Origin of the sequence: Bradyrhizobium retamae (genome assembly GCF_001440415.1) — a bacterium.
GTDB classification, from domain to species: domain Bacteria; phylum Pseudomonadota; class Alphaproteobacteria; order Rhizobiales; family Xanthobacteraceae; genus Bradyrhizobium; species Bradyrhizobium retamae.
On record NZ_LLYA01000190.1, the window covers coordinates 1 to 12,887 of the forward strand.

A 12,887-nucleotide genomic window follows, 5' to 3' on the forward strand; every position below is an offset into this window, starting at 1 on the left:
GGCCGGGATGCCGTAGCCGCGACATTCCTGCCGGGACGACTTCGGAAATCCAAGGGGCGATCCCTGCAACGCGATGGCGATCGGGTCGTCTACATCAGCAACGGACGCGAGGGACCGCTTAGGAAGGTCGAAGAGTTCCTCGACCTTCTGAACGAGTAATCGCGGTCACTGCTATTCATCTCAAAATGAGAGACAACTGATCCTCGTCTTCAGCTTCGGGGTCGTTGAATCCGAAACGGAGATTACTCTGGATGTTCTCGGTGACGCCAACATAGACCTCGTCGAGCGCGGCTCGATGATTTCCGTGTGGTCGGCGAAGATCGTCGGATCTGACGAGAGATATCGTTGTAAACGTCGAAGCGAGGCTTAACGAACATCAGGTCAGGGCATTGCGCTTGGCTGTCCGATGGCATCGCCGACCTGATCCCGAACTTGCGTGCCTCGTAGCTGGCGGAGGCTACCACGCCTCGCTCCTTTGATCCTCCCACGGCTACCGGCTTGCCGGGCAGGTCAGGATTGGTCCGCTGCTTCACCGACGCGTAGAACGCATCCAATGTCAATGTAGATAATCTTGCGCAGAAGGGGCGCAGCCCCATCCTGTTCCCGGCGGGAAAGTCTCATGCATGAGTAATACAAAATCTTGAACCTTTTCTGCTGTCCTCCGCTATTCGAGGCGTGCTCTCGCAGCGCCTGAGCCGCCTGCTCTGTCCAACTTGCTCCCGCCCGCTGCATCCCAATAACAACGCAGCCCGCCAGCAATTAACTCGGTTTGCCGCGCTGACCCCTCTCAGTTTTGCAGTTGACCAGGTCAGGGAGCCCGTCGGCGACGTCCAGTATCACGGGTCAGGCTACAAGGGGCGCATCGCAATCGCGGAGCTGATCACGACCAACGACGACCTGCGGCAGGCCGTCCTTCGGAGGGCCGATCCCCACCGAGCACAGGATCCGGATCCTCCGGCTCGTCGAGAACATGACGCTCGCAACGCCGGGGGATATCTGACCGAATCCATCCACGGCGCCGGACAGCCGCAGGCGCAGCGGATTCAGATCGCCCGCTCGATGCAGATCGAGTTCAAGAAGGAACCGGCCAAGACCCGACACGAGGTTAGAATCCTATGGCGATGAGGATGACGGCAAAATTCAACTCGCTGCGCCCCGCGAAGCCGTGTGGACCAAAATTAACGACCAGGCCGTGCTCAAGGCGTGCATTCCGGGCTGCGAAGAGCTCGAGAAGACCGATGACCACGGATTTCGTGCGGTCACCAGGGATGAAGGTTGGACCGGTATCGGCACGGTTCAAAGGCAAGGTCACGCTGAGCGGACCTCAATCCCTCGATCGGCTACAAGATCTCGGGGGAAGGAGAGGGCGGCGTCGCTGGCTTCGCAAAGGGTGGGGCAAAGGTCAACCTGGCCGAAACGGACGGAGGCACGCTGTTGAGCTACCATGTGGCGGCCCAGATCGGCGGCAAATTGGCACAGCTTGGCCAGGGGCTGGTAAACGGCGCGGCCAAGAAATTAGCCGACGAGTTCTTCGCCAACTTCGCCAAAACCATTCAGGTTCGGGGATGGACGTTCTGATTACGTGGCAGCAAACGCTCAAGGAGCCGCAATGGCGGTGAGCTTGATGCCGCGATCGCCCCTTGTACTGGGTCGGGATGCCGACATTCTGAAACGCCTTGAAAAGCAATGCACTTCTCACGCAAACATTTCTGTAAAGCATTGAATTCACGGTCTTGTCTCGCTTCCCCAGGGGGCGCGCCAAAATGCTCGATATTCGCGAAATTTTGTGATGGAAGTTCCGATCGGAAGTGCCAGCCTCTCGATCGACTGCAAGCGGTGGTGGGCAGGAGAATCTCAAAAGCCAAGCTTGTCCCAAAGATAGAAACGAGCATTGCACCACAATCGCGGGCAAAGCAGATCTCCCAGTTGTATACCTCCGGATTTCCGAGTTTGATCCACGTCGGGCTCGGCTTTTCAGCGATGCACCCAATTGCGCTTCTTTGCTCTCACCGAACAAGACAAAGGTATGGGAGGCATCCCATCCGGAAGTCCCGTCAGGCGTAGGCACCAAGTTTTCCAGACCGCGCCACGGCAGGACGTCGTGTTCATAAACATCATAATTGTAAGTCCGACATCGATCAGTCCGCCGAGAACTGCTGACAGAGTATGTATCCACTCTCGTGTTGATTGATGCGAAAAGCCGTCGGGTCGCCGGTGTAACTGAGCGTCATCGAAGTAAAGCTCCCCGCTTGGGTGGCGATGACAAAATTGCCGATTTCGTTGCTGATGCCTGCGCAACGGTTGCGGTCCCTTACCATCGTGCCGCTGGCGTCTACGTCGCGGATGAACAAATGAAGGAATTAGGAACCGCTGCAGTTCATCTCTTAACGATGGCAACGTCATATACCCGTGCAAGTAGCGGGCCGAGAAAGCCCTCGGCACAGAACAAGACCGGCACAGTAACCGGCTACACGCCTTCGGGGGTGGGGCCGCCGGCCGAGACAGCACAGCAGCCCCCGTTGTGCAAGATGGGAACCGCCCATGGTGATTTCAGGCGGCCCACCTGACGCGACCTAAGGCCAACGAGCACGACGAGCGGAGTTGCGGAGTGAGCGGTGCACCAGGGAAATTATTTGAGATTGGCAAGTGTTAGCCTGCATTTCTCACATGGCCAATTGATTTGCGACGGGCATTGGTGGATCGGCGCGAAGGCGACGAAGACTGTGGCGCGGCCGAAGGCGCTGGGGGCGATTTGGTTTTGTGTGTCTCCGCTGGGGCCTTGTTGATGATGCCGCGGGTTGGGCGCGTTGCGGCGGCGCGTGTCAGGCCGGCGAGGCGCGGGCCTTGGCGGCTTCGGCCAGGTGACGGGCGGCGCGGCCCCATTGTTCGGCGGCTGGGCAGGCCGAGGCCATGGCGATCTTGATGCGGCGGCAGGAGATGCGTACCAGTGCCCCGATCTTCAGGAGCTTGAGGCGGATGGTGCCGCAGGTGGCGTCCGCAAAGGTGGTTTCGGCAAGGCCGATGCGCCGCAGCGCACAGATCAGCACATAGGCCATCGCGGCGAACCACAGCCGCAGTTGGTTGGCGCGCATGGTCTGAGCCGACGTGCGGTCGGCGTAGAGGTCGAGCTGGCATTCCTTGATGCGGTTTTCCATGTCGCCGCGGGCGCAGTAAATGTCCTCGTAGAGCTGCCGCGCGCCGGCCTCGGCCCGCTTGAGCGAGGTGACGACGAAGCGCGGATTGGCCTCGCCGTGCGTCCACTCCGCCTTGGCGACGACGCGGCGCTCCTGGCTCCAGCTATCGAGCGTGCTCCACTGGAAGTCCTTAAAGCGGCGCGCCGGGCGGCCGGTCTGTTCGGCCGCGGTTTTCGCCGCGGCAAGCTCCTCGTCAATCATGGCGACCAGGCGGGTGTTGCGGGCGAGCCCGAACAGGTAATCCACGCGGTTCTGCTCGCACCATGCCATCAGCGCCTCGCGCGCAAAGCCCGAGTCCGCTCGCAGCAGGATGCGCACGAACGGCCAGCGGGCGCGGATTTGCCGGACAATCCGCGCGACCTCCTCGACGCTGCCCGCACTGGCGTCGATGTCGGCGCGCCGCAGCTTGGCTGCCAACAGGTGCCGGCCGCAGAACACGTACAGCGGCAGATAGCAGTAGCTGTCGTAATAGCCGTGGAAGAAGCGCCCCTCCTGATGCCCGTGCAGCGGGTCGTCGGTGGCATCCAGATCGAGGATGATCTGCTCCGGCGGTCGCTGGTGCGCCTCCAGGAACAGCGTCGCCGGCAGCGCCTCGATCGCCGCCGCGTCATAGGCGATCTTGTGATAGCGCGAAGGTTCGTTTCGGCTCAGCTCCAGCCGGTTCAGCGTCGACTTGCCGGCCACCGGCGCGCAGTCCCCGCGCCGCGCTTCAAGCTTGCCCGAAAGCACCGCCATCAGCGGATCGTGCCGCAGTTCGTCGTGGTCGTTGAGGTCTTCATAGCCGAGCGCGATGCCAAACACCCGCTGCCCGATCAGTGTCGCCACCGTGTGCTCGATCAGATCCTGCCGGCGATGATCGCGAAAGCAATCCGCAAAGCGCCCCACCAGATCGATCGCCCGATCGCTCGCGCCCAGAAGCAGCGCGCCCGCATCCGACGTCACCAATCCAGCATCAAAGGCCGCCTCCACGAGGCGGCCTTCCACCCTTCCAAAATCAAACCGCTCTGCGCTACACTCTGTCGGCATCGGGGCGCTCCTCGAATCATCGCAAAGTCCTTCTCGCAAAAGAACTTTCGCTGATTCGGCACCCCGATGCGCCTAACTCTGTGAGAAATGCCGGTTAGCGTTGCCATGCCCGGGGGCGTTGACGGCGAGCTCGCGGCCATAAAAAGGGCCGCCCGAAGTAATCGAGCGGCCCATGTCCGGGCTTAAAATGAAATGCTTATGAAGTACTCCCACCCCGGGCTTCAGAGACTTGCATCGTCGGGACGAGGAAGTGAATCAAAAATGCTGTTCCGACGACGGAACAGAGAGAGTGTGGCAACGGGATCACAGGACGTCTGTGCCGCGGCTGCAGCACGCCAGTACGGGACAGGCTCGTGAGACCGCCGAAATGGGCGGAGACCGGCGGCCCCCCCCCCGCAAACCGAGCACGGGGGCTGGTGATTGCTCGGAGTGCGACAGCTCCCAACGAGGTCCAAGGCCGCTCAGTTTCTTGGGGCGGGGCGGGAGAAACGAATGTAATGGAAGACATTCGGCGTCGCCCCTTAGCCGGCGAGTTCGCTGGTGATCGGCTGTCGGCTACATCAGCAACCGACGCGAGGGAGGACCGCTTTGGAAGATCGAAGAGTTCCTCAATCTTCTGGACGATTGAAGCGAGTGTCGCTATCTGCACAGATGAGAGAGTCGATTGACCCAGTTCCGCCCGTGTCGATGATGGCGACCGACCTGCTGCGGTGATCGATTCGAAATCGGAGAACTTCCGGGAGCGCTCTTTTGGCTTCTCGCTATCGCGTTTCTTTCTCTCTCAGCTGGTGCTAATCCTGCGAACGCGCCCAATGCGGCGCTCATTGTCTTTCATCTCGGTTGGGCGTTTGTGATGCAAGTATGTGACGGGCTTGCGGTTCAGCCCTGGATCCCTCACCAGGGCCGCTACCCGAAAGTCGCTTACCAGACGGCCTTTGCAGTTGATCTTGTGATTCAGGTCGGTGCATGGTTTGGATTCGTAGTCCGCGCGCCCCGATCGCGGAGGAGAGCGGATGCGCTGCGAGTTTGCTTTGACTCGGGCGTTGTCGCACAAGATCTTCATGCGGAGCTAACAGCGCGTTGTCTTTCTTCCAGCCGTCACATTCGCTTTAAATGCGCCTACCGATCGCCAGACGCCGTTTTGATCTTTTGCGAGAACCGAATTATATCGCGGCTCGGAGGATGTGCGATGTTCGGAAAGAAGAAAATGCTGCGCAAGCGTGAGACCCAGGAGGTTCAAAACCGATTCGAGCGGAACGAGCCAGCAGGGAAGGACATTTACGCCCGAATCGCTGATTTGAAGAACGTGCCGCGCGACAACCTGCCTGATGCGGTCTTCATGCTCTTCGTTGAAGCAAAACACCAAAGCGAGCTGATTCGGCAATCTATCAAGGACCGTACCCGCTATGACTTCAATTTCGTCGGGTCCGTCGACGGCGATCTTGCGACCTACCTCGCGGAGGAAGCGGCGCATGCGCTCCGAGATCACGTTACCAACCCGCAGACATTCTTGGAGGCGATGTCTGAGGAATTTCCGGATGTGCACTTCACGATCCAACAGCAGGACGCCGTTTCCATGGTTGCTTCGATGATCCGTGTACAGCGGCTGGAAGGCATCCTGGAAGGTCTGCGGCTTGCCGGCCTACTGAACAAAGCGCCAAACCGCCGTCGGATCAGCCCGCAGAAGGACGGGATGCTTTAGCAGGTCCACTTCAAGGCGCTTCTGGTACCATAGCGGCTCGAATCGCCGGTCGTGCTTCTGTGGTCGCACCGGAGGGGACGATGCGACCGAAGAAGCCGGAGAAGACGGGAAGGCGATCTGTTTCGCGCCAGGCACGACCAGATCACCAACCTGAAGCACGAGCTGGTACAGCTCGGTGGCAAGATCGACTGGGACTGAAATGAAATTGCAAGCTTTCCGGCCTTCAAACCCAAAAAGCTTGCAATCTCAAACCTCGCTCCGCTCCCAAAAAATCGACTACCGCTCAATGGCTGGACAGTTCTTCACATCGCGTAATCGCGGCTGACGGCTTGTCGAAGGCACGAGGTTCGGTAGGGATCTACTCAGCAAATTATCGAAAGGGAGCGGCTCTATGAAGCAATACGTTGGTTTGGACATCTCAAGAAACCAGCATTTGCGTTTTGGACCAGACCGGCGGCGTGACATTCGAAGGTTGCGCGCCCACCAATCCGGAGGCTATCGCTAAACTCTTGCGGCGGCATGCTGGCAATGCTGAGCGGATCGTTTTTGAAACGGGCTCGCTATCCAATTGGCTTTGGCACCAACTCAGGGCGCTGGGTTTTCCGGTTATTTGCCTTGATGCGCGTCATGCCAACGCAGCGTTATCGATGCGCATCAACAAGTCGGATCCAAATGATGCCAAAGGGCTAGCCGAAATGGCCCGCATGGGATGGTACCGGGAAGCTGCCGTGAAGGGGGCGGAGAACTGGAAAACCCGTTCGATGCTGGCGGCTCGAACCAAGCTGGTGAATCTGCGGCGAGATCCCGATAACCAAATGCGCGGCCTGTGTAAGGGCTCGGAATAGTGCTCGGCAAGGCCGGTTCGACCAACCTGGCTCGCAAAGTCAACGCCGTACTCGTTGAAGCACCGGATTTACAAGATATTTTCGCGCCGCTGCTCCTTGCCCGGTCCTGCTTGACCGCGCAAATTGAAAAACTCGATCGATAGCGCCTGACGGTAGCAAAAGGCAACCAAACTGTTCGGCGGATGATGACCGTTCCCGGTATCGGTCCCCGGACTGCCCTGTCGTTCGTCGTGACCATCGATGACCCCACTCGCTTCAGACATTCCGCCGGCGTTGGCGCCTTCGGTGAGATCGATCGCACTGGGCGCATCTCCAAGCGCGGCAACCACCAGGTTCGAACTTATTTGTTCGAGGCCGCGAACGTCGTCCTGACCGTTGTCAGGCGAGGCTCTGCGCTCAAGCGCTGGGGCAGCAAGCTGGCCAAGCGCATCGGCGCCAAAAAGGCGAAGGTTGCGGTCGCTTGCAAAATGGCTGTCATCCTTCATGCCATCTGGACCGATGGCACCGAGTTCCAGGCAGAGATGCGCACTGCATGAACCAGTCTTAAACCAACACAGATCCGCCTTCGGCGGAACAAGTCCCTGCCGGGACGAAGGTGTTGGCACTCTCGAAGTCGTCCCTGCGGGCGTTACGCACCGCGCTCTTCATATCGAGATGCCGCACCTCTTGAACGCCATCCTCTAAGCGCGTTTCCGGGCGTGCGGATCGCCGCTGCGGCGGATTACGTCGGCTTCCTGCAGCACCGAGATCTCCCAACCCTGCAGCTTTCGGATCGCCGGGCGGCCGCTGCTTAAACAGCAGCATCCATATGACTCCTGCTCAGGACGAATCCTATGCGTGTCCCGAGTTCCGCGCTCCTAAACGAGGCAAGTATTCCGAACTGCCATAAGTCTGGGTTTCAACGGTGTTTCGTTCCCAAGCGGGACTTAGGGATGCGTTATGACGGACGTCGTCTCTTAATTCGGGGAAGCCGAGATCGGCTTTCGACGAACTCCACGACGGAGAGAGGCGGCTTGCGATTCGAAAATCCGCCTGGCACTTGGTCCAGGAAGATCGACCCGAGTTGGCTGAAATTCCATTGCAAGTCCGACGACTTGCAACAGTCCGCGTCTTCCGAGTTTCCGAGCCCCAACCGCACAGCTCATCGTCATTGCACTCGATCCACCTGTAGTAGGCTTGTATCCGAGGATCGGCGCCGACAGGAGCATATTGCTTTCCCGGCCATTGGCCGAAAACTTCAAGGTACAGGTCGCGCAGCGTCCAGATGCTGTAGAGATCCAGCAGCGTCCTGAGATCGCCGCCGTCAAACCATACCCCGTCGGCCGGTGAGAGGCGCAGATCGAACCGTCTTCGAAATTGGTGTGCCGCGGTCCGAGTGGACCAGCTGCAGCCCAGAGGCCCATGCGCGCGAGCCCACTTTTGACCTGTACGGAAGCGCGACGAGAAACGTGGCTTCGCGCGCCAAGCCCGGAATGATCGAACTTCTCGCAAGGAGCCACATTCCATCGTCGTCTGGGAAAGTCCGAAGCGGAGGATACGCTTCGGCAAAGCATTTTACCTGGTAGGCGGCGACTTACTCCGCACCGCCTTCACGCCGGCCTCAGCACTCATATGGGCGAACAGCTTCGGCCCCGCACGTCCTCGTGCAATCGGATGCGAGGGCCCGGCGGTCGGTGATAGCTTAGCAGGCCCGGCAGACGAACTTCTCGCGCACCTGCTGGATCACTTCCGAACTCAGGACTGGATAAAGCTTGGGGAGCAAGGCTTGCCAACATTCTTTATGTCGGTGGTTGAGTTCGAGATGTTGGTATTTTTGTTGGTATCGAACGGAATCTGGAAAAGAAATTCCCGCTAGTTCAAGTGGTTAGGCGCCAAGATCCATTACCTCGGACGTAATGGAATGGACGAAATTCGCATGGTAGGTTTTCCACCATGAACGCACATGCTGCCACGGCGCGAGCCGAACCAACGAAAGCCCCTCATATCGGCGATCACCTGCGCGAATGGCGCCAACGGCGCCATCTGAGCCAGCTCGATCTGGCGAGCGATGCCGAAATATCCGCGCGTCACCTCAGTTTTGTGGAAACCGGCCGCGCCGCGCCATCGCGGGAGATGGTGCTCAAGCTTGCCGAGCGATTGGAGGTCCCCTTGCGTGAACGCAACGTGCTCCTGGTCGCGGCAGGCTTTGCCCCGGCCTTTCCGCAACGCTCGCTGGATGATCCGGCGCTGAAGTCAGCCCGGCAGGCGATCGATCTGGTGCTGAAGGCGCATGAGCCCAATCCGGCGCTGGCCTATGACCGGCAATGGAATCTGGTGACGGCCAACCGCATGGTGGCGCCGCTGCTCGAAGGGTTGCCGCCCCATCTGCTGGGGCACCCCTTCAACATTCTGCGGCTCGCCTTTCATCCCGAGGGGCTCGCGCCGCGCACGGTCAATCTCGCCGAATGGAGCGCGCATCTTCTGGAACGGCTGCATCGCCAGTGCGAGGCAACGGCTGATCCCGAATTGCTGAAGCTGTACCAGGAGCTGAAAGCCTATCGCATGCCGGCGCGCTCCGGGCCGATCTCGGTCGACAACGTCGCTATCCCCTTCAAGCTGCGGCACAACGGCGACGTGCTGAGTTTCATCTCCACCACCATGGTGTTCGGCACGCCCGTCGACATCACGTTGCAGGAGCTGGCGCTGGAAACGTTCTTCCCCGCCGATGATCTGACCGCCGATCGGATGCGGCAGATAGCGGCAGCTTTGTAGTTTGTAGGATGGGTGGAGCGAAGCGATACCCATCATGTAAGAGGCGGCACGGTTGATGGGTTTCGCTTGCGCTCTACCCCATCCTACATGGTCACGGTTTACAGCAAGGCCCACCCTCCGCATAATCGGCGCATGGATTCTCGCCAACATGCACCGCGGCCGATCAATCCGGTCGGCGATCTCCTGCGCGGGTGGCGCAACCGCCGCGCCATGAGCCAGGCCGATCTCGCATTCGAGGCCGGCATCTCGATCAAGCATTTGAGCTACGTCGAAACCGGCAAGGCTGCAGGCAGCCGCGACATCCTGCTGAAACTGGCGTCCGCACTCGGTCTCTCCTTGCGCGATCGCAATGCATTATTGGAGGCGGGCGGCTTTGCCCGGCAATATGGCGAGCGCGATCTCTCTGCGCCCGAAGTTGCCGACGCCAAACGCGCCATCGATTTGCTGTTGCGGCGGCACGAGCCGTTTCCGGCGATCGTCACCGACCGCCGCTGGAACGTGATTCAGGCAAACAGCGCGGCCACGCGCTTGATGACAATGTTGCTCGGCGAGGCGCGGATGGCGCGGCCGCTCAATCACATGCGGATGTTTTTGGCTCCAGATGAGTTGCGGCCGTTCGTGGTGGACTGGCCCGAGGTCGCCGCAGCGCTCTTGGCGCGCGCCCGCCACGAGGCGATGGCTGCGCCGCTCGATCTGGCGCTGCAATCGACCTGGCGCGAACTATTGAAGCTACCCGACGTCGCCGCGCCTCAGCTTAGCGAAACCGACGCGCCGGGTCCGTTATGCGAGGTGCGGCTGCGAAAGGGCGACATCAGCATCGGCCTGATCGGTGCGGTACTGACGCTGGGAACGCCGCAGGATGTCACGTTGCAGGAATTGCGCGTGGAGATGTTCATGCCGGCGGACGCCGTTTCTGAAGCGACGCTGACGGCACTCGCCGCTCAGGACGCCTGAGCCCGCGCGGCCCGCCGCTCGAATGTCATGGCTTGCAACACCTCGGCAAAAGGGCCCGTGCGATCGCTGAGCGTTGCCATGGTCAGCCCCGCGCCGTTGGCGCCGGCGCGGGTGCGCGAACGGATCAAAATCCATTCACCTTCCGGCGGGCGGAAGAAATACAGGCTAATTTCGGGATTGATGAAGGTCCACGCGCGCATGTCGACGATCTGGCCGACGCCGCTCGCAAAGTCCGCCGCCTGCACGGCCTGCAACAGCGGCGTATTGGTCTCGCCCTCGACCATCGGCACGTCGAGCCGCATCCAGGCGGCTGCGGGGCCGGGCCTCTCCAGTGCGCCGTCGATCAACCGTACCGAGACGTTCTGGAAGTAGCGGCTCCACTTTTGCGCAAAGGCGGGCGGCGGCATCCCCGTCTCGGGTGCCGCGTCACCAGCGTCTTTCGAGAACGGATCGGGCGGAGAGTCGCCGCCTTGCACCGTCAGCAGCGCCGTGCAGCGGCCGATCTCGACGTCACCGTCGAGCAGGCGCACCTGCATGGTTTTGGCCTTGCGGCCGTCGCGCAGCATGTCCGTCTCTAAGCGGAAGGCGCGCAGGCCGGCCGGGCGCCAGAGGTCGAAGGTGAGGCGGCGCACCGCAAAACCGGAAGCCTTGGCCAGCCGCTCGACCTCGCGGGTCATCAGCGCCGTGGTCGCGCTGCCCTGCAGCATATCCGGTGACCACGGCCCGCCGGCATGTTCGGTGGCGCGAAACAGGAGGCCTTCCGGCCTGAAAATGACGGTCATTGCAGGGCTCCGTGGCTCAAATCGACCCACGGAGTTCTAGAAAGGCCAGCCGTTCGCCACAATAACCGCGGAGGTGAAGTGATACGAGACATGCAGGCCGCGCCCTTGTCTCCTGTTGTGAGCGGACTACCTTCCGGGACATCATTCAGCGAGGACGTCCCGATGAGCACCCTAAAACCTCTCAAGATCGACATCGTGTCCGACGTGGTCTGCCCCTGGTGCTACATCGGCAAACGCCGGATCGAGAACGCCTTGGCGCTGGTGCCGGATGTTCCCGTCGAAGTGCGCTGGCGGCCGTTCTTCCTCAATTCCTGGGTACCGCGCGAGGGCATCAGCCGCGACGAATATCTCACCGCAAAATTCGGTTCGGTCGAAGCGTACAAGGGCATCGCTGGCCGCGTCGTGGCTGCTGCGGGCGAGGAGGGGCTGACCTACCGCCCTGAACTCGTGAAGCGTCAACCCAACACCATCGATTGCCACCGGCTGATCCACTGGGCGGAAGCGCAACGCAAGGCTGCCGAGATGAAGCAGCGCCTCATGGAATTGTACTTCCGCGATGGCGGCGATCTGACCGATGTCAACGTGCTGGTGCGGGCCGCGGCCGATGTCGGCCTCGAGGCCGATGATGTGCGCAAGCGACTTGCGACCGATGAAGATGTCGCACTGATCTCGGGCCAGGCTCAGGAAGCTTCCGACAAAGGCATCTCGGGCGTCCCCACCTTCGTCTTCGCGCAGAAATATGCCGTCTCCGGCGCCCAGCCGGCCGAGCAACTCGCCCGCGCGATCCGGCAAGTTTCCGGCGAAATCAACGCGCAGGCCGCGGAGTAGCCGAGGGTTCTTCTCCCTCGCCCCGTTCTTGCGGGAGAGGGTCGGGGTGAGGGGCCTCTCTCCGCATAGCGCAGTGTAGCGTTTGACAGGAGTGCTGCCCCAAGCAACAAACAGCAAAAAAACTTGGGGAGGCACCGTGATCTACGAACTGCGAACCTACACCGTAAAACCCGGCAGGCTCGGCGACATGATCAAGGCCGCGAGTACGATATCGCGCGAGATCCGCAAAGACGATTACGGCAAGCTCGAAGGCTACTGGTCGACCGAGATCGGGCCGCTCAACCAGGCCCTGCACATGTGGAGCTACAACAGTTTTGACGAGCGCGCCCGGTTGCGCGCGGAGCTTGCGAAAAACCCGCGCTGGACCGGCGAATATGTGCCGCTGATCCGCCCGTTGCTGGTCCGCCAGGACGTCCGCCTGATGAACGCGGTGAGGCCTCCGGTTGCCCCGGCATCGATGGGCAATGTCTACGAGCTCCGCAACTACCGCGCCAAACCGGCGGGTGGCCTCAAGCAATGGCTCGATGCATTCACCGCCGTGCTGCCAGAGCGCGAAAAATATTCAAAGATCGTGGGCCTCTGGACCACCGAAGCGGGCCAGCCGAACGAAGCCTGCCACATCTGGGCCTATCCCAGCCTGAACGCCCGCGCCGAAGCGCGTGGGAACGCGATGAAGGATCCGGCCTGGCAGGAATTTCTCGGGAAGGGTCCTGGATTTCTCGACGAGATGCACTCGACCATCATGCTGCCGGCGCCGCATTCGCCGCTGCAGTGAGACGATGAGGTCGCCCGGGTGAAGCGGAAG

Annotated in this window: 9 protein-coding genes and 3 pseudogenes; 8 read left to right on the forward strand and 4 right to left on the reverse strand. The window is 60.8% G+C overall.

The genetic code is table 11. The annotated features are described in order from the left end of the window. Positions 1-247 precede the first annotated feature (247 nt). Positions 248-621, reverse strand: a pseudogene (locus tag CQ13_RS41830) (Y-family DNA polymerase); the annotation flags it as partial. A 54-nt stretch (positions 622-675) separates the two neighbouring features. Here CQ13_RS41830 and CQ13_RS47590 point away from each other — a divergent pair. Together CQ13_RS47590 and CQ13_RS31975 are read left to right on the forward strand one after the other, a co-directional pair. Then, positions 676-1,125, forward strand: a complete 450-nt coding sequence (locus tag CQ13_RS47590) for an ATPase, T2SS/T4P/T4SS family (protein WP_082637766.1) — start codon at positions 676-678, stop codon at positions 1,123-1,125. A 13-nt stretch (positions 1,126-1,138) separates the two neighbouring features. Further along, positions 1,139-1,578 (forward strand): annotated as a pseudogene (locus CQ13_RS31975) (SRPBCC family protein). A gap of 1,244 nt (positions 1,579-2,822) precedes the next feature. Here the strand turns inward: CQ13_RS31975 and CQ13_RS31985 are convergent. Further along, positions 2,823-4,220, reverse strand: coding sequence for an IS1380 family transposase (locus tag CQ13_RS31985; RefSeq protein WP_057846792.1), 1,398 nt, complete (start codon positions 4,218-4,220; stop codon positions 2,823-2,825). Between the two features lie 1,189 nt (positions 4,221-5,409). On the opposite strand from CQ13_RS31985, the gene CQ13_RS31990 reads away from it, so the two are divergent. Continuing rightward, positions 5,410-5,922 (forward strand): hypothetical protein, encoded by a 513-nt coding sequence (locus CQ13_RS31990; RefSeq protein ID WP_057846793.1) that lies wholly within the window; start codon positions 5,410-5,412, stop codon positions 5,920-5,922. A gap of 391 nt (positions 5,923-6,313) precedes the next feature. Then, positions 6,314-7,303: pseudogene (locus CQ13_RS47365) on the forward strand (IS110 family RNA-guided transposase). Positions 7,304-7,310: 7 nt separating this feature from the next. Here CQ13_RS47365 and CQ13_RS43670 read toward each other — a convergent pair. Next, on the reverse strand, positions 7,311-7,571 hold the full coding sequence (locus CQ13_RS43670) for a hypothetical protein (protein ID WP_156434031.1): 261 nt from the start codon (positions 7,569-7,571) through the stop codon (positions 7,311-7,313). Positions 7,572-8,699: 1,128 nt separating this feature from the next. Here CQ13_RS43670 and CQ13_RS32000 point away from each other — a divergent pair. Both CQ13_RS32000 and CQ13_RS32005 read left to right on the forward strand, forming a co-directional pair. After that, entirely contained in the window at positions 8,700-9,518 is an 819-nt protein-coding gene (locus CQ13_RS32000; RefSeq protein ID WP_057846794.1) for a helix-turn-helix domain-containing protein, read from the forward strand. Between the two features lie 132 nt (positions 9,519-9,650). After that, the gene (locus tag CQ13_RS32005; RefSeq protein WP_057846795.1) at positions 9,651-10,472 is read left to right on the forward strand and encodes a helix-turn-helix domain-containing protein; all 822 of its coding nucleotides are present in this window, start codon (positions 9,651-9,653) and stop codon (positions 10,470-10,472) included. On the opposite strand, the gene CQ13_RS32010 is transcribed toward CQ13_RS32005, so the two are convergent. Further along, a complete protein-coding gene (locus tag CQ13_RS32010; RefSeq protein WP_057846796.1) occupies positions 10,460-11,254 on the reverse strand; it encodes a thioesterase family protein in 795 nt (264 codons plus the stop codon). The genes CQ13_RS32005 and CQ13_RS32010 overlap by 13 nt on opposite strands. Before the next feature lie 162 nt (positions 11,255-11,416). Between CQ13_RS32010 and CQ13_RS32015 the strand changes: the two genes are divergently transcribed. Together CQ13_RS32015 and CQ13_RS32020 are read left to right on the forward strand one after the other, a co-directional pair. After that, complete coding sequence (locus tag CQ13_RS32015) at positions 11,417-12,082, forward strand: DsbA family oxidoreductase (protein WP_057846797.1); 666 nt, start codon at positions 11,417-11,419, stop codon at positions 12,080-12,082. A 136-nt stretch (positions 12,083-12,218) separates the two neighbouring features. Next, positions 12,219-12,857, forward strand: a complete 639-nt coding sequence (locus CQ13_RS32020; RefSeq protein WP_057846798.1) for an NIPSNAP family protein — start codon at positions 12,219-12,221, stop codon at positions 12,855-12,857. Positions 12,858-12,887 lie beyond the last annotated feature (30 nt).

Excerpts from the sequence above, each read along its gene's own strand:
- CQ13_RS32005 (WP_057846795.1), top strand. The coding sequence starts at position 9,651 with ATGGATTCTCGCCAACATGCACCGCGGCCGATCAATCCGGTCGGCGAT.
- CQ13_RS31990 (WP_057846793.1), top strand. The coding sequence starts at position 5,410 with ATGTTCGGAAAGAAGAAAATGCTGCGCAAGCGTGAGACCCAGGAGGTT.
- CQ13_RS32015 (WP_057846797.1), top strand. The coding sequence starts at position 11,417 with ATGAGCACCCTAAAACCTCTCAAGATCGACATCGTGTCCGACGTGGTC.
- CQ13_RS32010 (WP_057846796.1), bottom strand. The coding sequence starts at position 11,254 with ATGACCGTCATTTTCAGGCCGGAAGGCCTCCTGTTTCGCGCCACCGAA.
- CQ13_RS32000 (WP_057846794.1), top strand. The coding sequence starts at position 8,700 with ATGAACGCACATGCTGCCACGGCGCGAGCCGAACCAACGAAAGCCCCT.
- CQ13_RS43670 (WP_156434031.1), bottom strand. The coding sequence starts at position 7,571 with ATGCTGCTGTTTAAGCAGCGGCCGCCCGGCGATCCGAAAGCTGCAGGG.
- CQ13_RS31985 (WP_057846792.1), bottom strand. The coding sequence starts at position 4,220 with ATGCCGACAGAGTGTAGCGCAGAGCGGTTTGATTTTGGAAGGGTGGAA.